The sequence below is a fragment of the Streptomyces sp. NPDC092296 genome (assembly GCF_044755465.1).
Classification (GTDB): Bacteria; Actinomycetota; Actinomycetes; order Streptomycetales; family Streptomycetaceae; genus Peterkaempfera.
Window position 1 is genome coordinate 371,165 of the sequence record NZ_JBIVRB010000003.1, and the last position, 21,466, is coordinate 392,630.

15 protein-coding genes are annotated in these 21,466 nt (G+C 73.1%); 6 read left to right on the top strand and 9 right to left on the bottom strand.

The features are described from left to right. Nucleotides 1–414 precede the first annotated feature (414 nt). The 3 genes from ACIQGZ_RS12040 to ACIQGZ_RS12050 all read left to right on the top strand — a co-directional run bounded on the left by ACIQGZ_RS12040 (nt 415) and on the right by ACIQGZ_RS12050 (nt 5,966). A complete protein-coding gene (locus ACIQGZ_RS12040; RefSeq protein WP_402601466.1) occupies nt 415–1,644 on the top strand; it encodes an SAV2148 family HEPN domain-containing protein in 1,230 nt (409 codons plus the stop codon). A gap of 97 nt (nt 1,645–1,741) precedes the next feature. After that, nucleotides 1,742–2,446 carry a 3'-5' exonuclease gene (locus ACIQGZ_RS12045; RefSeq protein WP_402601160.1) on the top strand — a complete coding sequence of 235 codons (705 nt, stop codon included), beginning with the start codon at nt 1,742–1,744 and terminating at the stop codon, nt 2,444–2,446. A 256-nt stretch (nt 2,447–2,702) separates the two neighbouring features. Beyond that, entirely contained in the window at nt 2,703–5,966 is a 3,264-nt protein-coding gene (locus ACIQGZ_RS12050) for a discoidin domain-containing protein (protein ID WP_402601162.1), read from the top strand. 51 nt (nt 5,967–6,017) lie between these two features. Here ACIQGZ_RS12050 and ACIQGZ_RS12055 read toward each other — a convergent pair whose 3' ends face one another. Together ACIQGZ_RS12055 and ACIQGZ_RS12060 are read right to left on the bottom strand one after the other, a co-directional pair. Further along, complete coding sequence (locus ACIQGZ_RS12055) at nt 6,018–6,911, bottom strand: phosphotransferase enzyme family protein (RefSeq protein WP_402601467.1); 894 nt, start codon at nt 6,909–6,911, stop codon at nt 6,018–6,020. Nucleotides 6,912–7,020: 109 nt separating this feature from the next. Further along, nucleotides 7,021–9,333, bottom strand: coding sequence for an MMPL family transporter (locus tag ACIQGZ_RS12060; RefSeq protein WP_402601468.1), 2,313 nt, complete (start codon nt 9,331–9,333; stop codon nt 7,021–7,023). Between the two features lie 524 nt (nt 9,334–9,857). Here ACIQGZ_RS12060 and ACIQGZ_RS12065 point away from each other — a divergent pair. The 3 genes from ACIQGZ_RS12065 to ACIQGZ_RS12075 all read left to right on the top strand — a co-directional run bounded on the left by ACIQGZ_RS12065 (nt 9,858) and on the right by ACIQGZ_RS12075 (nt 14,384). Then, nucleotides 9,858–12,056 (top strand): MMPL family transporter, encoded by a 2,199-nt coding sequence (locus ACIQGZ_RS12065; protein WP_402601164.1) that lies wholly within the window; start codon nt 9,858–9,860, stop codon nt 12,054–12,056. A 392-nt stretch (nt 12,057–12,448) separates the two neighbouring features. Then, nucleotides 12,449–12,652 (top strand): cold-shock protein, encoded by a 204-nt coding sequence (locus tag ACIQGZ_RS12070; protein ID WP_402601165.1) that lies wholly within the window; start codon nt 12,449–12,451, stop codon nt 12,650–12,652. Between the two features lie 187 nt (nt 12,653–12,839). Next, complete coding sequence (locus ACIQGZ_RS12075; protein WP_402601166.1) at nt 12,840–14,384, top strand: DEAD/DEAH box helicase; 1,545 nt, start codon at nt 12,840–12,842, stop codon at nt 14,382–14,384. Between the two features lie 74 nt (nt 14,385–14,458). Here ACIQGZ_RS12075 and ACIQGZ_RS12080 read toward each other — a convergent pair whose 3' ends face one another. From ACIQGZ_RS12080 to cysC, 7 genes are all read right to left on the bottom strand, one after another. Then, nucleotides 14,459–15,217: a sirohydrochlorin chelatase gene (locus ACIQGZ_RS12080; RefSeq protein WP_402601168.1), complete on the bottom strand. Its 759-nt coding sequence runs from the start codon at nt 15,215–15,217 to the stop codon at nt 14,459–14,461. Beyond that, a complete protein-coding gene (locus ACIQGZ_RS12085; RefSeq protein ID WP_402601169.1) occupies nt 15,217–16,200 on the bottom strand; it encodes an ABC transporter permease in 984 nt (327 codons plus the stop codon). The genes ACIQGZ_RS12080 and ACIQGZ_RS12085 overlap by 1 nt, the downstream gene beginning before the upstream one ends. Further along, a complete protein-coding gene (locus ACIQGZ_RS12090; RefSeq protein ID WP_402601170.1) occupies nt 16,187–16,993 on the bottom strand; it encodes an ABC transporter ATP-binding protein in 807 nt (268 codons plus the stop codon). Before ACIQGZ_RS12090 ends, ACIQGZ_RS12085 begins: the two co-directional genes overlap by 14 nt. Nucleotides 16,994–17,124: 131 nt before the next feature. Next, complete coding sequence (locus tag ACIQGZ_RS12095) at nt 17,125–18,309, bottom strand: ABC transporter substrate-binding protein (protein ID WP_402601172.1); 1,185 nt, start codon at nt 18,307–18,309, stop codon at nt 17,125–17,127. A gap of 225 nt (nt 18,310–18,534) precedes the next feature. Further along, complete coding sequence (locus ACIQGZ_RS12100; protein WP_402601173.1) at nt 18,535–19,899, bottom strand: sulfate adenylyltransferase subunit 1; 1,365 nt, start codon at nt 19,897–19,899, stop codon at nt 18,535–18,537. 2 nt (nt 19,900–19,901) lie between these two features. Then, nucleotides 19,902–20,843, bottom strand: coding sequence for a sulfate adenylyltransferase subunit CysD (cysD, locus tag ACIQGZ_RS12105; RefSeq protein WP_402601175.1), 942 nt, complete (start codon nt 20,841–20,843; stop codon nt 19,902–19,904). Next, nucleotides 20,840–21,430 carry an adenylyl-sulfate kinase gene (gene cysC / locus ACIQGZ_RS12110; RefSeq protein WP_402601177.1) on the bottom strand — a complete coding sequence of 197 codons (591 nt, stop codon included), beginning with the start codon at nt 21,428–21,430 and terminating at the stop codon, nt 20,840–20,842. Before cysC ends, cysD begins: the two co-directional genes overlap by 4 nt. Nucleotides 21,431–21,466: the final 36 nt, after the last annotated feature.

Here is a 21,466-nt window from a genome sequence, read left to right on the forward strand (position 1 = left end):
GCGGACAGCTGCCCGGTCCGTGCTCTCGCGCGCCTGCCCGGTGGCGCCGGGCGGCATGTGTCGCCCCCCGCCGTCCCGTGCCGTCGGACGCAGCCGCCGAACACGACCGCGGACCGCCGCCACCGACCCGCGCACCGCCCGGGGCCGCGTCGGACGGCACCCGGTCCCATCGCATACTCGCTGACCGGCGGCCCGAACTGACGCCCTTTCGCCATGCATTCGCCCGAACGAGTGTCTTATCCGTGCGAAACACCCGGCGGCGGCCCGCACCGGCGGCCCGGCCGCCGCCGCGTGTCGTGCCCGCCCCGCAGCCCGCAGCCCGCCCGCGCAGTCCGGGCTGCCGATCCGGGTGCGGTCGGGACGGCGGCGAAGTACCCTTGATCGTCCGCACAGCAGGGGAGGGTGAGGTACTCCATGGTGGTGCCCGCCGACGGGGGTGTCGCGGGAGGTACTACGGCGCGGGGTGACGCGCCGACGGCAGCCACCAGGGCGGCCGGGGCCGGCCACGCCGCCCCCCGGCCCGGCCAGAGCCCGCCGGCCGGGCCGGTCTGGGAGCCCGCCGCCTGGGAGGAGGCCCGGCAGCGGGTGCGCCGGGCCGGTCGCGCCTACGTCTGGCTCAACCTGGTCGAGCAGCGGATGCGCTCCCTGGTCTCCGAGGTGCTGCGCCCGGTCTACGAGCCCGCCCACGGCGAGGACTGGGTCACCGCCGCCGCCGGGCCGGTCGGCGAGGAGTGGGCGCACCGGGCTGGGGCGGTCCGCGAGGTCAGCCGCCGCAAGGGCTATCTGCTCGACCCCGCCGACGACCAGCTGGTGGTCTTCCTGACGCTGCCTCAGCTGCGCGAGCTGATGGTGCAGCACTGGGCCTGCTTCGAAACCCACCTCGCGGACCGGCGCGAGGTGGAGATGGCGCTGGACGAGCTGGAGGTCGCCCGGCACGTGGTCTCCCGCAACCGCGCGCTGTCCGAGACGGTGCTGGCCCAGGCGGAGCGGGCGGCGGCCCGGCTGCTCGCCCTGCTGGACGGCGGCCCCGCGGCGGTCGGCACCCCCGGCGACATCGTCGAGGAGCTGGTCGGGGACCGCTACGCCGACGTGGTCGCGGTGCACTCCGACCGGGTCCGGCTACAGCGCGACCTCCCGGTGGAGGAGCTGCTCGCCGGGGCGCGCCGACTGGACGCCGTCGGCATCGGCCTGAGCATGCTCTGCCAGAACTTCACCGGCAGGCGGCTGGTCCGGCTGGCGGCCGAGGGCTGCCGGATGCGGCTGCTCTTCCTCAATCCGGCCAGCAGCGCGGTGCGCAGACGCGAACGCGAACTGGGCCTGGGGCGCGGGGAGCTGGCCAAGGCGGTCGAGACCAACATCATGCATGTGCGCCGGGTCCGCGCCCGGCTGCGGGACCCGGCCGGCCTGGAGATCCGGGTCTTCGACGAGACTCCCCGCTTCACCGCCTACCTGGTCGACGGCGGCCGCCCGCAGAGCCTCGCGGTGGTCCAGCCGTATCTGCGGCGGGCCCGGGGCATGGAGTCGCCCGCCCTGGTGCTGCGCGGCGCCGACCGCACCGCCGAGGCGGCGGCCGAGCCCGGCCTGCTGGACGTCTACCGCGAGGAGTTCGAGGGCGTCTGGGCCGACTCCCGGCCGGTCTCCTGACCCCCGCCGGCCGCCCGGAGGGCGGCCCCGTGGTCGGAATGTCAGAGGGCCACGCGATGATGGTTGCTCACGGGGGCCGCACGAGAGGACGCCGCAGATGAGTTGGTGGCACGAGCCGCTGGTCGGATTCGACCTGGAGACGACCGGGACGGAACCGGACGTATCACGCATCGTTACCGCCGCGCTGGTGGACACCAAGGGCGACGAGCCGGTGCGTACCACGTCCTGGCTGGTCAACCCGGGGGTGCCGATACCGGCCGAGGCCGCCGCCATCCATGGGATCAGCACCGAGCAGGCCGTCGCGCACGGCCGCCCGGCGCCCGAGGCGGTGGACGAGATAGCCGCCGGCCTCTGCCGCCGGCTGGCCGACGGGATACCGGTGGTGGCGTTCAACGCGCCGTTCGACCTCAGCCTGCTCGATGCCGAGCTGCGCCGCCACCGGCTGCCCACCCTGGAGCAGCGGCTCGGCGGCCGGCCGGTCGGCCCGGTGCTGGACCCGCTGGTCGTGGACCGCTCGGTGGACCGCTACCGGCGGGGCTCGCGCAGCCTGCAGAGCGTGTGCGGGGTGTACGGGGTGGAGCTGGCCGACGCCCATGAGGCCGGCAGCGACGCGCTGGCCGCCGTACGGGTGGCGGTCTGCCTGGCCGCGCGCTACCCCGGCGAGGTGGGGGAGCTGCCGCCGGCCGATCTGCACGCACGTCAGGTGACCTGGCACGCGGTGTGGGCCGAGGGCTTCCAGAGCTGGCTGCGCCGGGAGAAGGACCCGCAGGCGGTGATAGACGCCCGTTGGCCGATTCGCTGACGGTTCGTGGGCCGACCGGTGTCCGGTCGGCCGCCGCCGCGTGGTGCGGATTGCGGAAAGCCTTGACAGTACACCGTCCAAGAGTGAACATCGCCACGGTCAGAGAGCGCTCTCAGAGCTCCGGGCGGACCCCAGGAACGTCTACGCCGGAGCTGCCGCATGTCCTGCCGCGCGCTCGGCAGCCGGGCCGCCGAGGCCGTGGCGTGCCGGTGCCGGTCCCACCCGACTGTCCTCCACGAGACAGGTAGGAACGACCATGCGCCCCACACCGTTCGGTTCACTGGCAAGAGGCAAGCCCGCCCGGCCGTCAGGCAAGGCGGCGGTGCTGCTGGTCCTGGCACTCGTCGCCGCGGCCTGTCTGTCCTTCGTACCCGCCGGGGTCTCGCACGCCGCCGGCCTGACGCTGCTCTCCCAGGGCCGCCCCGTCACCGTCTCCTCCACCCAGAACGACAGCTTCCCGGCGTCGGCGGCGGTGGACGGCGACCCCGGCACCCGCTGGTCGTCGGCCGCCGCCGACCCGCAGTGGATCCAGGTCGACCTGGGCTCCGGCCAGGCGGTCACCCAGGTCGTGCTGAACTGGGAGGCCGCGTACGCGACGGCGTACCAGATCCAGCTGTCCGACAATGGCACCGACTGGCGGAGCGTGTACTCCACCAGCACCGGCAAGGGCGGCACCGAGACGCTGACGGTGAGCGGCAGCGGGCGCTATGTGCGGATGTACGGCACCCAGCGCGCCACCCAGTGGGGCTACTCGCTCTGGGAGTTCCAGGTCTACGGCGGCACCGCGACGACCGGCTGCGGCACCACCACCGCCGCGCTGGGCAAGCCCGCGACCGCCTCCTCCACCGAGAACGACGGCACCCCGGCCAGTGCCGCCTTCGACGGCAACCCCGGCACCCGCTGGTCGTCGGCCGCCGCCGACCCGCAGTGGGTCCGGGTCGACCTGGGCACCAGCCAGTCGGTCTGCGGAATCCAGCTCAACTGGGAGGCCGCGTACGCGACGGCGTACCAGATCCAGCTGTCCGACAACGGCACCGACTGGCGGAGCGTGTACTCCACCACCACCGGCAAGGGCGGCACCGAGACGCTGACGGTGAGCGGCAGCGGGCGCTATGTGCGGATGTACGGCACCCAGCGCGCCACCCAGTACGGCTACTCGCTCTGGGAGTTCACCGTGCTCACCCCCGGCGGCGGCACCACCGGCCCGCCGCCGTCCGGTGGCAACGGTGACTGCCCCTGGGTCGGCTCCACCGCGCCGGTCGCCACCCGGGTCGCCCAGGTCATGGCGCAGATGACGCTGGCGCAGAAGGTCTCCATCCTGCACGGCAACAACAACGCCTCGCCCTACATCGGCAACATCTCCGGCATTCCGTCGCTCTGCATCCCCGGCATCGGCCTCCAGGACGGCCCGGCCGGGGTCGGGGACGGCCTCGGCGGGGTGACCCAGATGCCCTCCGGGAACCTCTCCGGAGCCACCTTCGACCCCGCGCTGGAGCAGCAGTACGGCGCGGCGATCGGCGCCGAGTTCGCCGCCAAGGGCGCGGCCGTGGCCCTGGGCCCGACGGTCAACATCGTGCGCGACCCGCGCTGGGGGCGAGCCTTCGAGACCTTCGGCGAGGACCCGTACCTCAGCGGTGTGATGGGCGCCGCCGACATCCGGGGCATCCAGAGCCAGGGTGTGATGGCCGAGGTGAAGCACGCGGCCGTGTACAACATCGAGAACCCGGCCGGCACCGTGATCGTGGACAACCGCACCATGCAGGAGCTCTACTTCCCGGCCTTCAAGGCGGCGGTCAGCGACGGCGCCGCCGCGTCCGTGATGTGCGCCTACAGCGTGGTGAACAACGTCCCCGCCTGCCAGAACCCGTATCTGCTCAACACCGCCCTCTACCAGCAGGCCGGTTTCGGCGGGTTCGTCACCAGCGACTGGGGCGGCACCCACGCCACGGCCGACTCGGCCAACGCCGGCCTGACGGTGGAGATGCCCAACGGGTACTTCTACGCCGACTTCCTGGCCCAGGCCGTCAACAGCGGCCAGGTCAGCCAGGCGACGCTGGACACCATGGTCAAGCGGCTGCTCACGCAGTACTTCGCCTTCGGCCTCTTCGACAAGGCCCCCAGCGGCTCGACCGGTGCCACCGTCACCACCGCCGCGCACGCCGCGGTCGCCCTCCGGGGCGCGGAGGAGGGCACCGTCCTGCTGAAGAACAACGGCATCCTGCCGCTCTCCACCGCCACCACCCACTCCATCGCGGTGCTCGGCTGGAACGGCGGCGCCGGAGTGCAGACCATCGGCGGCGGCAGCGCGACGGTGACCAGCCCCGGCACCGTCTGGCCGATCACCGGCATCCAGAACCGGGTGGCGGGCACCGGCACCACCGTGCAGTACAACGACGGCACCGACATCAACGCGGCCACCAACCTGGCCCGCAGCTCGGACGTGGCGATCGTCTTCGCCAGCGACAACTACGGTAACGAGGAGCACGACAGCACCACCCTCGACCTGCCCGGCACCCAGAACCAGCTGATCACCTCGGTGGCCGCGGCCAACCCGCACACCATCGTGGTGCTCAACAACAACTCCGCCACCTCGATGCCGTGGCTGAACCAGGTGGCCGGGGTCTTCGAGGGCTTCTACTCCGGCCAGCAGATCGGCACCGCGATGGCGGAGCTGATCTTCGGCGACGTCAACCCGTCCGGCAAGCTGCCGATCACCTTCCCGAAGAGCCTGGCGGACGTGCCCGCGCACACGGCGGCGCAGTGGCCCGGCAGCAACGGGCAGGTGCAGTACTCCGAGGGGCTCAAGGTCGGCTACCGCTGGTACGACGCGCAGAACATCGAGCCGCTGTACCCGTTCGGCTTCGGTCTCTCCTACACCAGCTACGGATTCAGCAACCTCAAGGTGGGCGCGCTGTCGGGCGGCACGGCCACGGTCACCGCGACCGTGACCAACACCGGCTCCCGGGCCGGCACCGATGTCGTCCAGCTGTACGTGGGCGACCCGCCCGCCACCGGCGAGCCGGTCCACCAGCTGCGCGGCTTCCAGCGGGTCAGCCTGAACCCCGGTCAGTCGCAGACCGTCACCTTCACCGTCACGGCCCATGACCTCGCGTACTGGAACGAGTCGGCGGGCAACTGGACCACGGCGGCCGGCACCTACCAGATCCTGGTCGGTGACTCCTCCCGCAACCTGCCGCTCAACGGCAACCTGTCGGTGGCCACCGCGCTGAGCGGCAACGCCGTGGCGGCCAAGTCCGCCGAGGCCGCTGCCGGCACCCTCACCGTGGCCAACCCGCACGGCATGAGCAGCGGGCTGCACGCCCGGGTGGACTGGACGTTCGCCCCGGCCGAGGCGGGCGTCTCCTACACCGCCACCGGGCTGCCGCCGGGGCTGGCGATCAGCTCCGCCGGTGTCATCTCCGGGGCGGCGACCGCCAAGGGCGGCTACACCGTCACGGTGACGGCCAGGAACGCGGCCGGTGCCACCGGCAGCGCCACCTTCGTCTGGACCACCACCTGACGGCGGGCGGTCCCCGGTAGTCCCTCCGGGACCGGCGGTGCGCTGGTACTCCTAGAACGGATACCAGCGCACCGCCGCGTCGCCGTCGCGCAGCGAGGCCACCCGGCGGCGGAACTCCGCCAGCGCCTTGGGATTGCCCGGCGCGTGCTGGGCCACCCAGGCGGCGCTGGCGGTCTCCCGGGCGCCGCGCAGCACCGCGCAGCCGGGCCACTCCCGGACGTCCCAGCCGTAGGCGTCGGTGAACGACCGGTACGCCTGCGCCGAGACCCCGTACCGGTCGTGACTGAGCGCCAGCACCACCAGGTCGTGCTCCCGCAGGTCGCCGGAGAAGGTCTCCAGATCCAGCAGCACTGGGCCGTCCGGGCCGATGTGGACGTTGCGCGGCAGCGCGTCGCCGTGGATCGGCCCCGGCGGCAGCTGCGGCTCCAGCGCGGCCGCCGCCTCGGCGTAGCCGTCGCGCCGGGCCCGCAGATAGGCCGCGTCGGCCGGGTCGATGTGCCCCTCGGCCGCCCGCAGCCAGCGCTCGACGCCGGAGAGCAGGTCGCGGCGGGGCAGCGGCACCGGCGGCGCGGGCAGCCGGTGCACGGTACGCAGCAGCGCGCCCAGGTCGGCGGGCTCGGCCGGGCGCACGGCGGCCGGGAGCCGCTGCCAGAAGGTGACCGGGTGCCCCTGGACGGCCGGCGGCCGGTCCGGCAGCCCGGCGGCGGCCCGCACGGCGGGCACGCCCTGCTCGGCCAGCCAGCCCGCGATGCGCAGCTCGCGGGCGGCGCGCTCCAGCAGCTCCGGGCCGCGCCCGACCTTGACCACCAGGTGGTCCACCGCGAAGACCGCGTTCTCACCGAGGGCGAGCAGCCGCGCGTCGGTGGGGGCGGGCAGTCCGGCCTCGGCGCAGGCGGCGGCCAGCAGGGTGCGGGCCCGGGACTCGTCGAAGGGGCTGCTGTTCATGGCGGTCTGCTGCTCCGGATCTGCCGCGGTGCTGGTCACGGCCAGTCTGGCAGAGAGCTGTGACAGGGCCGGCCGCCGCGGTGCGCGGTGGCCGGCCCTGCCGGGGGGCTCAGACCTGGACCGGCGGCCGGTCGTGCCGGTCGGTGTCGCCGGTGCCGAGGGTGCCTGTGTTGCGGACGGTGCCTGTGTTGCTGACAGTTCCTGTGTTGCTGACGGCGTACGGGTAGCAGGCCGGGACCGGGCGGGGCGCGGGCACGGCGTCCACCGGCGGCAGGCCCTCGGTGTGCGAGAAGTCGGGCAGCCGGTTCAGCCAGCGCGGCAGGTACCAGTTGCGCTCGCCCAGCAGGCTCATCACCGAGGGCAGCAGCACGCCCCGGATGATGGTGGCGTCCACCAGGACCGCGACGGCCAGGCCGACGCCCATCTGCTTCATGGACTGCATGGACAGGGTGCCGAAGACCGCGAACACCGCCACCATGATCACGGCCGCGCTGGTGACCACTCCGGCGGTGCTCCGGATGCCGTACGAGACGGCGGCACGGGTGTCCAGCCCCCGGTCCCGGGCCTCCTTGATCCGGGAGACCACGAAGACGTGGTAGTCCATGCTCAGCCCGAAGAGGATCACGAAGAGGAACAGCGGCACCCAGGACTCGATCGCGCCGACCCCGGCGGTGCCCAGCAGCGACGCCCCCACGCCGTGCTGGAAGACCAGCGACAGCACTCCGTACGCGGCGCCGACCGAGAGCAGGTTGAGCAGCACGGCGGTCACCGCGATGTTGAGCGAGCGGAAGGAGAGCAGCATCAGCAGGAAGGCGAAGGCGATCACAAAGCCGAACACCGGGAGCACGCTGCCGGACATCTGCCGGTTGAAGTCGTAGCTGCCCGCCGTGGAGCCGGTGACCGGGGCCTCGGTGCCGGGCACCGCGCCCAGCGTCCGGGGCACCACGTCCTCGCGCAGCGTCTTCAGGGCGTCGTCGCTGGCCCGGTCGTTGCCGGTGCCGGCCAGCGGCACCGTGATCTCCGCCACGTTCTCGGCGCGGTGCAGGGTGATCTCGATCGGCTCGTGCATCCGGCCGGTGGCCAGCGCGGCGCGCCGGAAGTCGGTGACGGCCCGCTTCATCTCGGGCCCGTCGATGTCGGTGGCCCGGACCACGACCACGGCGGGCGCCGGGTTGCCCGGGAAGGCGGCGTCGATCCGCTGGTACGTCTTGACCAGCGGGTTCCCCTGGGGCAGCTGCTGCTCGAAGGTGAGGTTGGCGGTGTGCAGGGTGAGCAGCGGCGCGGCCAGCGCGAGCAGGGCGCCGGTGGAGAGCAGGGCGGCGGCCAGCGGGTGGCGCAGTACCGGGGTGAGCACGGCGTTCCACGCCCGGCTTCCGGTGGCGGGGTCGGCGCGGCGCAGCCGGGCGAGCAGCGGGACGCGGCCCTTGTCCACCCGGTCGCCCAGCAGCGAGAGCAGGGCGGGCAGCACGGTGACCGAGCCGAGCACGGCCACGATGACCACGATGATGGTGGCCGCCGACATCGCCTGGAAGTCCGCGATGCCGGTGAGGAACATGCCGGCCATCGCGACGACCACGGTCAGCCCGGAGACCAGCACCGCGCGGCCGGAGGTGGCGGCGGCGATCCGCAGCGCCGTCTGCGGGTCGCGCCCCGCAGCCCGCTCCTCGCGCTCGCGGCGCAGGTAGAACAGGCAGTAGTCGACGCCGACCGCCAGGCCGACCAGCAGCATCACCGAGCTGGCGTCGTCGCTGGTGTGCAGCAGATGGCTGCTGAGCGCCACCAGGCCGCCGGCGGCGATGAAGGCGGTGAGCGCGAGCACCACGGGCAGCACCGCGGCCACCAGCGCGCCGAAGGCGACCAGCAGGATGCCGAGCGCCAGCGGCACGGCGGTCCACTCGGCCCGCTTGAAGTCGCTGCTGAACTGGTCCTGGAACCACTTGTCGGCGCTGGCCTCGCCGAACTCCTCGACCACCAGGCCCGGGTGGGCCGTCCGCACCCGGGTGACCGCGTCCAGCACGGTCCCGACCCGGTCGGCGGTCTCGGCGCCGGTGGCGTCGGCCATGGTGAACTGCACCAGCGCGGAGTGCCGGTCGGCGGAGACCGCGCCGCTGTCGTACGGGGAGCGTACGGCCGTCACCAGGCCGGTGGCGCGGACCGCCGCGACCACATCGGTGACGGTGCTGCGGAAGGCCGGGTCGGTGCTGGTCAGGCTGGGGCTCTGGACGATGACGCTCTCGCCGTCCGGGCTCTTCAGGCCGGCCTGGTCGAGGATCTGCTGGGCGCGGGCGGTGTCGCCGGGCAGCTCCTCGGCGCCGCCGATCTTGACGCTGCCGGCCAGGCCGCCGAGGTAGGCGGCCAGCACGACGAAGAGCAGCCAGCCGACCACTGCCGTCTTGCGGTGTCGTGCGCTCCAGCCGCCCATGGCGGCGGCGATCCCGAGCTTGGGTGCCGCACGCCTGGGGGCCGCACGTCCGGGTGCTGCTGCGGATCTGGGTGCCACGGTGGAGAGTCCCCCTCGGGAGGCGGCGGTACGGCCGCCGATGTCGGTGTCCGCAGGTGGTGCGGGGCCGTGATCGACGTTAGAAGCGGCGTGATCCCGGCAACATCCGGCTGGCAGCCGACCGCACCCTGGTCCTGCCCCCAGCAGGGGGGTGGGGTTTTCCCTACGGTGCAACCCTGAGAGATCTCCACCCGCAGGCTGACCGTTCTCCACCCGGAGCAGGAGGTGGAGTACTCCCGGGATGGGTGACTATGGGGGAGTGGGGTTCCGGGAGCTGACTTGCCGGGCGGCAAGCAAGTTTTTAGGATGAGTCCCGCACACACTTACCTGCCAACCGGTCAGACAGCCGGTACTGCCGTGAGCCCTGTCCTGCCCCCGTCCGCCGTTGCCGGCCGGTGGGGCCCCATCCGGGCTGCGGTGAACCATGCCCAGGAGGCACTTCGAGCATGTTCCATCGCATAGGACGCTTCGTGGTCCGGTACCGATGGTGGACGATCGTGGCGTGGCTCGTTGCCGCGGTCGCGATCGTTGCCAGCGCGCCCAAGCTGACCACCAACACCGACGAGAGCAGCTTCCTGCCTCGCCACTACGAGTCCATCCAGGCCTCGGACGTGCAGACCAAGGCCTTCCCGCAGGCGTTCACACCGTCCGCGATCGGGCTCTTCGAGCGCACCGACGGCGGCAAGCTGGACGCGGCCGACCAGAAGGCCGCCCAGAAGGTGGCCGCGGACCTCACCGCCGCGAAGATCGACACGGTTGAGACGATCATCCCGCCGCAGGGCACGTCCAAGGACGGCAAGTACGCCCTGACGATGGTCAAGATGAAGGACACGGGCGCCGACCCGACCAAGCAGGCCGACGCGGCCAAGGAGCTGCGCGACAAGGGCAAGGCGCTGGTCAAGGGCACCCACCTCGACTTCAAGCTCGGCGGCTCGGCCGCTCAGCAGCTGGACCAGCAGGACGCCAGCTCCAAGGGCGACGCACTGATCGCCTTCGGCACCTTCGGCGTGATCCTGATCACCCTGCTGATCCTGTTCCGCTCCCCGATCATCGCGGTGCTGCCGCTGGTGCTGATCGGCGTGGTGGCGATGGCCGCCAACGGCCTGATCGCGGACGCCAACAAGCTGTTCGACCTCAAGGCGGACAGCTCGGTCACCGGCATCCTGGTGGTGGTGCTCTTCGGAGTGGGCACCGACTACTTCCTCTTCCTGATGTTCCGCTACCGGGAGCGGCTGCGCGCCGGGGAGGACCGCACCGAGGCCATCGTCAACGCGGTCGGCCGGGTCGGTGAGGCCATCGCCTCCGCCGCCGGTGCGGTGATCATCGCCTTCATGGCCCTGATCCTCTCCTCGCTGGGCATGTTCCGCTCGCTCGGCCCATCCCTGGCCATCGCGGTCGCGGTGACCCTGCTGGCGGCACTGACCCTCTTCCCGGCCGTGATCTCGGTGTTCAGCCCGAAGGTGCTCTTCTGGCCGTCGCGCAAGTGGCAGCAGGAGCCCAAGGGCGCCCGGTTCGCCGCGTTCGGCGCCTTCACCGGGCGGCGCCCGGCCGTGGTGGCCGCGATCTCCGGCCTGGTGCTGGCGGGTCTGGCGGCGGCCGCGCTCGGCTTCACCGGCACCTTCGACCTGGCCTCGGGCTCCATGCCCAAGGACAAGGAGTCGATGGTCGTCCAGGACAAGATGATGAGCGCGTACTCGGCGGGCGCCGCCGAGCCGACCCACGTCTACCTGGTGAAGGCCAATGGCCGGCTGGACCGCGCGGCGCTGCCCACCTTCCAGAAGCAGCTGGAGTCGGTGCCCGGCGTCGCCAGCGTCAATGTCAACGCGCAGACCGGCGTCAGCAAGGACGGCTCCACCGCCGACTTCACGGTGCTGCTCAAGGACGCCCCCGCGTCCGGCGCCGCGATCGACACCGTGGGCAAGCTGCGCGACACCGCGCACGCCGACGCCCCGGCCGGCACCACAGCCCTGGTGGGCGGTATCACCGCCGTCTACAAGGACATCAACATCGCCATGAACCACGACTACTCGCTGGTTTTCCCGGTCGCGGCGCTGCTGATCATGGTGATCCTGGGACTGCTGCTGCGCAGTGTGGTGGCGCCCTGGTACCTGATGGCCTCGGTGGGGCTCGGCTTCGGTGCCACGCTCGGTGCCACCACGCTGGTCTTCCAGAACATCAAGGGCGAGCCCGGTCTGATGTTCATGCTGCCGATCATCGTCTACCTGTTCGTGGTCGCCATCGGCACCGACTACAACATCCTGATGATCGCCCGACTCCGGGAGGAGGCCCGCGAGGGCCGCAGCCCGCGCGAGGCGGCCAGCCAGGCCATCCGGCACAGCGGCCCGACGGTGGGTGCCGCCGGCTTCATCCTGGCGGCATCCTTCGCCACCCTGATGCTGGCGGGCAACTCCTTCATGACCCAGATGGGCTTCGCGGTGGCGGTCGGCATCATGGCTGCGGCCTTTGTGATGGCGCTCTTCTTCACCCCGGCACTGACCGCCCTGATCGGGCACGCCGCCTGGTGGCCCGGCCACGGGGACAGCAAGCGCGGTGGCGGGCACAGCACCGTCGTCGCCAGCGGTGGCACGCCCGACCCGGCCCGGGTCGGCCACGGTGAGTACGACTCCACCGGGAGCCGCAGCTGAGCCGGGGTCACCCCGAAGATCGGCCCGGGGAGGGCGGCCCCGTCTGCGGACGGGGCCGCCCTCCCCGGCGTTGCCGCCGCTGGCGGCCCGCCGCTCGGCGTCACGGTGCATAGCAGGGGATCGCCAGCGACCGGCTGGATCAACCGGCTGGATCAACCGGCCGGCCGGGCTGCGCTACCCGCTGTGGCACGCGCCACCTCCGGACCCGCACTCCGCGTCGTGAGTGGTAGAGTCGATGCAGTTGCAGTTTTGGTTCCCATGAACGTTTGTGTGCGCCTGCTGGTCCAACCATCAGGCGCACTTTTGTTTGTCCGGGTTTCTCCGGATGGGGATCGCGGCGACGCGGGGCCCGCGAGGTGCGGGTCCTGGCACTGCCCCAGAGGGAGACGGTTATGGCTACCGGCACCGTGAAGTGGTTCAACGGCGAAAAGGGCTTCGGCTTCATCGAGCAGGACGGCGGCGGCGCCGACGTCTTCGCCCACTACTCGAACATCAACGCTCAGGGCTTCCGTGAGCTGTTCGAGGGCCAGAAGGTGGAGTTCGAGGTCACCCAGGGCCAGAAGGGCCCGCAGGCCGAGAACATCCGCGTCATCTGACGCCGACGGCGGCCCACCGCCGCCGTCCAGCAGGGCCCGCGCCGCACGGCGCGGGCCCTCGCCATGCCGCCCCGGCGGCAGTCCCCGCAAGCAACCCAGGCCACTCCGCACGCAGCCGGGCCACCCCGCAGCGCAACCGGGCCCCTTGTAGCGCAACCAGGCCATGAAGACGAGGACGGTTCCCGCAATGACCCGCCAGGCCCGGCCGTCCCGCGACGGCGCCCGCACCCAGGACCAGCCGGCGGCCGGCCGCAGCCGGCCCGGCCGGGGCCGCAGCGCCCCGGCGCGCACGGCGGCCGCGCCCGCGCGGGCCCCTCGGCGCGCGCCGGAGCCCGTGTCGTCCGTGCTGCCCGAGTCCACCGTGCCGGGTCGCCCCGCCGTCGAGTCCTTCGCCGAGCTGCCGCTGCCCACCGCACTGCTGGACACCCTGGCGCGGCAGGGGGTGACCGAGCCGTTCCCGATCCAGGCCGCCACCCTGCCGGACTCCCTGGAGGGCCGCGACGTCCTCGGCCGAGGCCGCACCGGCTCCGGCAAGACCCTCGCCTTCGGCCTGTCGCTGCTGGCCCGCACCGCCGGCCGGCGCGCCGAGGCCCGCCGCCCGCTGGCCCTGGTACTGGTTCCCACCCGCGAGCTGGCCCAGCAGGTCACCGACGCCCTCACCCCGTACGCGGCGGCGGTCGGCCTGCGGCTGGCCACCGTCGTCGGCGGCATGTCCATCAACCGGCAGGCGCAGGCGATCAACCGGGGCGCCGAGGTGCTGGTCGCCACCCCCGGCCGGCTGGCCGACCTGATCCAGCGCGGCGACTGCCGACTGGACCGGGTGCGCACCACCGTGCTGGACGAGGCCGACCAGATGGCCGACATGGGCTTCCTGCCGCAGGTCACCAAGCTGCTGGACCTGGTGGAGCCGGACGGCCAGCGGATGCTGTTCTCCGCCACCCTGGACCGCAACGTCGACCGGCTGGTCCGCCGCTTCCTCACCGACCCGGTCACCCACTCGGTGGACCCGTCGGCCGCCACCGTCTCCACCATGGAGCACCATGTGCTGCACGTGGAGACCGGCGACAAGCAGGCCGCCACCGCGCAGATCGCCGCCCGCGACGGCCGGGTGATCATGTTCGTGCACACCAAGCGCGGTGCGGACCGCCTCACCAAGCAGCTGCTCGGCAGCGGCGTACGGGCGGCGGCGCTGCACGGCGGCAAGAGCCAGCCGCAGCGCAACCGCACCCTGGAGCAGTTCCGGGACGGGCAGGTCACCGCGCTGATCGCCACCAATGTCGCCGCCCGGGGCATCCACATCGACGGGCTGGACCTGGTCGTCAACGTCGACCCGCCGATCGACCACAAGGACTACCTGCACCGGGGCGGCCGCACCGCTCGGGCCGGCGAGTCCGGCACCGTGGTCACCCTGGTGCTCCCCGAGCAGCGCCGCGAGATGAGCCGTCTGATGACCACGGCGGGCATCCGGCCGCACACCACCCGGGTCCGTCCGGGCGACTCCGAACTGGCCCGGATCACCGGCGCCCGTACGCCCTCCGGCGTACCCGTCTCCATCGCCGCGCCGGTGCAGCCCGCCGCCGAGCGGCCGGCCACACGCCGGGGTGCGGGGTCCGACACCGACCCGTCCGCCGCCCCCCGCCGCCGTCGCCCGCCCCGCCGCACCGGCGGCCACAGCGCCGCCGCCGCCTCGGCGGGATCGGCGCCCCGGCGCCCGCGCCGCCCCGCGAAGTAGCCGCCTCGGCGCCCCGTCGCGCAGGTGTCCCGACGCCCCTGCGCGACGGCGGGCGGCGGGTTGCTGACGCACCGTCAGGCGCGCCCGGCCCCGACCAGCCGTCCGCTGCGGGCGCTCGCATACCGGTCGAGGATCAGCCGACCCAGTTCGGCGGCGTCGCCCAGGCAGGTGGCGATGGTGTCCGCCCCCGCGTCCAGGGCGCCCCGCTCGATCCGGTCCGGCAGAAAGCCGGGGGCGAGCACATAAGGGGCCACCGCGATCCGGCGGACGCCCTCGGCGCGCAGCGCGCGCACCGCGTCCTCGGTGCGGGGCAGCGCGGCGGAGGCGAACGCCGGGCGGACGGCGAGCCAGCCGGCCCGCCGCTGCCAGCGGCGGGCGAGGTCGGCGATGACCGCGCCCGCCTCCGGGTCCGTGGAGCCGGCCGACGCCAGTACGACGCCGGTGGAGCACCGGTCGCCCGGCCGCAACCCGGCCTCGTACAGCCGCCGCTCCAGCGCGTCCAGCAGCAGCGGCGAGGGGCCGAGCACATCGGTGACCCGCAGCCGCAGCCCCGGGTGGTCGGCGGTCGCCCGGTCCAGCACCAGCGGCACGTCCGCCTTGGCGTGGAAGGCGCGGGACAGGAACAGCGGCAGCGCCACCACCTCGCGGACGCCCTCCGCGACCAGCCGGTCGACGACCTCCGGCACCGACGGGCCGCAGTGGTCCAGGAAGCCGGTCACCACCCGCAGCCCCGGCCGCGCCGCCGCGACCCGCCGGGCGAGCGCATGGACCGTCGCGGCGTGCCGCGGATCGCGGCTGCCGTGGGCGACGACGAGCAGGACCGGCTGTGGCATTACTGACTCCGGGCCAGCAGGCCCCGGCTGCGCAGCACCCGCCGCTCCAGCGGGCTGAAGACGATCAGGTCGATGGCGATGCCGACGAAGAGGATCATGATGATGCCGAGCAGCACGCCGGGCATGTCGGAGTCGGTGCGCCTGGCGTCCAGGAAGGTGCCCAGGCCCACCCCCAGGTCGGGGGAGGTGGCGATCAGCTCCGCCGCCATCAGCGACCGCCAGGAGAACGCCCACCCCTGCTTGAGCCCGGCGAGGTAGCCGGGCAGCGCGGCGGGCAGCTGGATGTGCCAGGCGCTGCGCAGCCCGCTGGCGCCGATGTTGCGGCCGGCCCGCAGGTAGACCGGCGGGATCTGGTCGATGCCGGAGACCAGGCCGTTGGCGATGGAGGGGACCGCGCCTAGCAGGATGATGGCGTACAGCGCCGAGTTGGTCAGGCCCAGCCAGATGACGGCGGCCGGCACCCAGGCGACCGACGGCAGCGACTGGAGGCCGGACAGCAGCGGGCCCAGGGCGGCCCGGACGATCCTGATCCGGGCGACCAGCAGGCCCAGCGGCGTCCCGATGGCCAGCGAGGCGAGGAAGCCCAGCAGGCCCCGGGAGACGCTGGTCCAGATGATCGAGAAGAGGGTGCCCTTGTTCCACAGCGTGGTGAGGCTGTCCCAGACCGCGGCGGGCGCGGGCAGCTTGGACTCGTCGGTCACCTTGGCCAGGTACAGCAGCTGCCAGACCACCAGCACCAGCACGATGGCGGCCAGCGGCGGCAGCACCTTCTGCATGAACACCTGGCCCGCCGAGGCGCGGCGGATGCGCACCGCGTCCAGCGCGTCCAGACCGGCCTCCAGGCCCGCCAGGTCCTGGGGCACGGGCGCCTGGGCGGCCGGGTCCTGAGCAGCCGGGTCCTGGGCGGCGGGGGCCTGGGCTGCGGGGGCCGACTTCTCCTCGGGCGTCCCGCCCGGCGGAACGGCGGTCTCAGTGCTGGCCATGACGGCGGATCTCCCCACGCAGTTCTTCGGTGATCTCGATGGACAGGTCCGCCACGGCCGCGTCCTCGATCCGGCGCGGCTGCGGGATGTCGATCGCCCACTCGCGGGCGATCCGCCCCGGGCGGGAGGACAGCAGCACCACGCGCTGGCCGAGGCGGACGGCCTCGCGGACGTTGTGGGTGACGAACAGCACCGAGATGCCGGTCTCCTCCCAGACCCGGGTCAGCTCGCCGTGCAGGACGTCGCGGGTGATGGCGTCCAGCGCGGCGAACGGCTCGTCCATCAGCAGCACGCTGGAGTCCTGGGCCAGCGCGCGGGCCAGCGCGACCCGCTGGCGCATACCGCCGGACAGCTCGTGCACCCGCTTGCCGTGCGAGCCCCGCAGCCGGACCAGCTCCAGCAGCCGCTCCGCCTCGGCGCGCCGCTCGACACGCGCCAGACCGCGCAGCCGCAGCGCCAGCTCGATGTTCTTGCCCGCCGTCAGCCATGGGAACAGCGCGTGCTCCTGGAACATCAGCGCCGGGCGGCCGCCGGGGACCTCGATGGCGCCGCTGGTCGGCCGGTCCAGGCCGGACGCCAGGTTGAGCAGGGTGGACTTGCCGCAGCCGGAGGCGCCGAGGAGGCAGACGAACTCCCCCGGCCGGACGTCGAGGCTGATGTCGTCGAGCACCGGCGTCTCGGCGCCGGGGCGCCCGAAGGACTTGGAGACGTGCTGGATCCGGACCGCGGATGCGCCGTCGGCCGGTGCGCTGACGGCCGTACCGGCCTGCTCCGTGGTGAGCGTGGGGGCCATCGGGTCACCTCCTGGTACGTGGGCGGGCGTGCGACGTGGGGGAGCGGAGCAGGGTCCGGGGTCCGCCCCCGGCCCACCCTTGACGGGCATCGACAGGTGGGCTGGGGGCGGCCCCGGGGTCTCGCGAGCGCCTACTTGGCGCCGAGCCCGGCGTCGGAGACCTCGGGCGATCCGTCGGCCGTCAGCACCTTGTTGAGCAGGCGCAGGTCGTAGATGCCGTTCAGGTCGGGCTTCTGCAGCAGCCCCGCCTTGACGGCGTGGTCGGCCTCGGTGGTGAGGGTGGCGGCCAGCGGGTCGTCCAGCACCTCGATGCTCTGCCAGGCCGGGTCGATGATCGCGGGCGGCAGGGCGCTGCCGGACAGCGCCTCCAGCTGCTTGTTGGCGGCGTCCTTGGCCGCGTCCGGGTTGGCCTTGATCCAGGCGTTGGTCTTCACCGAGCCGCGCAGCACGGCCTCCACCACGTCCGGGTGCTCCTTGAGGAAGGACTCCCGGACGATCACATTGGTGATCACGAACTTGTGGTCCGGCCACAGCGTGCTCTCGTCGAGCAGCACCTTGGCGCCCTCGGCGACCAGCTTGGAGGCGGTGGGCTCGGGCACCCAGGCGCCGTCGATGGAGCCGTTCTTGTAGGCGTCCGGGGTGATCTTGTTGTCGGTGCGGAAGACGGAGACGTCGCCCTTGCCGCTGTCGGGGTCGACCTTCCAGCCCTGCTCGGATATCCAGTTGAGCAGGGCCACGTCCTGGGTGTTGCCGAGCTGCGGGGTGGCGATCCGCTTGCCCTTGACGTCCGCCAGGGACTTGATCTTCTTCGGGTTGACGACCAGCTTGACGCCGCCGGACGCCGAGCCGGAGATGATCCGCAGCGAGGTGCCCTTGGACTTCACAAAGCCGTTGATCGCGGGGGAGGGGCCGATCCAGCCGATGTCGATGGAGCCCGCGTTGAGCGCCTCGATCTCGGTCGGGCCGGCGTTGAAGACGGACGGCGTGACCTTGGCGCCGCCGGCGGCCAGCTCCTTGCTGATCAGACCGTCCTTGGCCAGGCCCACCAGCGCGGTGGCGTGGGTGACGTTGGCGAAGAAGCCGATCTTGACGTTGTCGGCCGAGAGCTGCTTGCCCGAGGGGACGGCGGCGGCCGGGGTGGTGCTGCCGGAGCCGGCGTCGTCCGACTTGGAGCCGTAGCCGCAGGCGGCCAGCAGGCTGGTGGCGGCCAGCGCGGCGACGGCGGTGACGGCCGTCCGTCTGATCCGGCCGGCGCCGAGGCGGGGGCGGGCATCGGCGTACGACGGCAGCTCGGGGCGGTGGGCGGCAGGTGCCATGGGAGGAGTCCTCACTGGTACGGATACGGAAAGGTGTCGGGTCCGGCGCGAGGCCGGGCGAGCCGGGCCGGTGGCCCGCCGGGGTACGGCGGGTCGGCCCGGTGACAGGGGATCAGCGCCCCTGTCCGCCCGCACATCGCGCCACGCCGCCCTGGCCGCTGCCGAGGGCGCCGCTGCCGATGCGGCCGCCTTCCTTGTCCATACCGGAGAACGCCTCGCCGGGCATCAGACCCAGTCCTCCCCGTCGTCCTGACCGTCCGCGTCGCGCAGCGCGCCGCCGAACGCCTCGCCCGCCATGCCGGCGGTGAGGGTGGTGCCGTCCGCCGGGTCGATCAGCAGAAACGATCCGGTGTATCGGCTGTCCGCGTACGCGTCCAACGCCAGCGGCTCGGCGGTGCGCAGCACCACCCGGCCGATGTCGTTGACCGCCAGCCCGTCGGCGGCGTCGCGCCGCTGGAGGCTGTCGATGTCGACCCGGTACGGGATCTCCTTGACCAGCGCCCGCACGGTGCGGGTGGTGTGCTTGAGCAGCACCCGGTCACCGACCCGCAGCGGCCGCTCGTGCAGGTGGCAGACGGTCGCCTCGACGTCCTTGACCGGCTGCGGCGGGGTGCCGCCGGCGATCAGGTCGCCGCGTGAGACGTCGATGTCGTCGGCCAGCCGCACGGTGATCGACTGCGGCGCCCAGGCGATGTCGGTCTCCGCACCGAGGGCGTCGATGCCGGCCACGGTGGTGGTGAGCCCGGAGGGCAGCACGGTGACCCGGTCGCCCTTGCGCAGCACCCCGGAGGCCAGCTGCCCGGCGTAGCCCCGGTAGTCGCGGTACTCGCCGGACTGCGGCCGGATCACGTACTGCACCGGCAGCCGGGCCGGCTCGGCGGAGGGGTCGGAGCCGACCGGGACGCTCTCCAGGTGCTCCAGCAGCGTCGGCCCGCCGTACCAGTCCATCCGGGCGGAGGGCTCCACCACGTTGTCGCCGTCCAGCGCGGAGATCGGGATCGCGGTGACGTCCGGCACGCCGAGCGAGGCGGCGTACGCGGTGAACTCCTCGGCTATCGCGGCGAAGACCGGCTCGGCGTACTCCACCAGGTCCATCTTGTTGACCGCCAGCACCACGTGCGGCACCCGCAGCAGCGCGGCGACGGCGGCGTGCCGGCGGGTCTGCTCGACCACGCCGTTGCGCGCGTCGACCAGCACCACGGCCAGCTCGGCGGTGGAGGCGCCGGTGACCATGTTGCGGGTGTACTGCACATGGCCGGGGGTGTCGGCCAGGATGAAGCGGCGCCGGGGGGTGGCGAAGTAGCGGTAGGCGACGTCGATGGTGATGCCCTGCTCGCGCTCGGCGCGCAGGCCGTCGGTCAGCAGCGCCAGGTCCGGCGCGTCCTGGCCACGGCGCAGCGAGGCGGCCTCGACGGCCTCCAGCTGGTCGCTGAGCACCGACTTGGAGTCGTGCAGCAGCCGCCCGACCAGGGTGGACTTGCCGTCGTCGACCGAGCCGGCGGTGGCGAACCGCAGCAGCGCGGTGGCCGACGCCTCACCGAACGGGTTCTCCGCCGGGGAGGCGGCGTCGTTGTGCAGATCGGTCGACATCTCTAGAAGTACCCTTCGCGCTTGCGGTCTTCCATGGCGGCCTCGGAGAGCTTGTCGTCGGCCCGGGTGGCGCCGCGCTCGGTGAGCCGGCTGGCCGCCACCTCGGCGATGACGTCCGCCACCGTGGCGGCGTCGGAGTCCACGGCGCCGGTGCAGGACATGTCGCCCACCGTGCGGTAGCGGACCAGCCGCCGCTCCACGGTCTCGCCGTCCTTGGGGCCGCCCCAGTCGCCGGCGGTCAGCCACATGCCGCCGCGCTGGAACACCTCGCGCTCATGGGCGAAGTAGATCTCCGGCAGCGCGATCCGCTCCCGCTCGATGTACTGCCAGACGTCCAGCTCGGTCCAGTTGGAGATCGGGAAGACCCGGACGTGCTCGCCGGCCGCGTGCCGGCCGTTGTAGAGCTGCCACAGCTCGGGCCGCTGGCGGCGCGGGTCCCACTGGCTGAACTCGTCGCGGAGGCTGAAGACCCGCTCCTTGGCGCGGGCCTTCTCCTCGTCGCGGCGGCCGCCGCCGAAGACCGCGTCATAGCCGCCGTTCTGGATGGCCTCGGTCAGCGGCACGGTCTGCAGCGGGTTGCGGGTGCCGTCGGGGCGCTCGCGCAGCCGGCCGCTGTCGATGTACTCCTGCACCGAGGCGACCTCCAGCTGGAGCCCGTACTCGGCCACCACCCGGTCGCGGTAGGCGATCACCTCGGGGAAGTTGTGCCCGGTGTCCACGTGCAGCAGCCCGAAGGGGACCGGCGCCGGCCAGAAGGCCTTCAGCGCCAGCTGGAGCATCAGGATGGAGTCCTTGCCGCCGGAGAACAGCAGCACCGGCCGGTCGAACTCGCCGGCCACCTCGCGCAGGATGTGGACCGCCTCGGCCTCCAGCGCGTCCAGGTGGGAGAGGGTGTAGGGGTTGTCGGTCCCCTCCAGGAGGGGCCCCCGGGTCGCCGTCGTCATGCCAGTCCCCTGTTCGTGAGAAGGGCGTGCAGGGCGGCGGCCGACTCGGCCACCGACTGGGTGTGGGCCTCGATCCGCAGGTCGGGTGCCTCCGGTGCCTCGTACGGGTCGTCCACGCCGGTCAGCCCGGAGAGCTGCCCGGCCGCCTGCTTGGCGTACAGGCCCTTGACGTCCCGGACCGAGCACACCTCCACCGGGGTGGCCACGTGGATCTCCAGGAAGGCGGTGCCCGCCTCGTCGTGCCGGGCGCGCACGGCCGCGCGGGAGGCCGCGTACGGTGCGATCACCGGGGCCAGCACGGTGACGCCGTGCGAGGCCAGCAGTTCGGCCACGAAGCCGATCCGGGTGACGTTGGTGTGCCGGTCCTCGGGGGTGAAGCCCAGGCCGGCCGAGAGGAAGGTGCGGATCTCGTCACCGTCCAGCACCTCCACCCGGCGGCCCTCGGCGCGCAGCCGCTCGGCCAGGGCGAAGGCGATGGTGGTCTTGCCCGCGCTGGGCAGCCCGGTCAGCCACACGGTGGCCCCGCGCTGCCGCGCGTCGGCTGCGGTGTCCGGCCGGTGCGCCGTCCCGTCGGCTGTGGTGGTCACGTGGTCCGCTCCCGTATCGGTGGTGCAGGTGGGTGG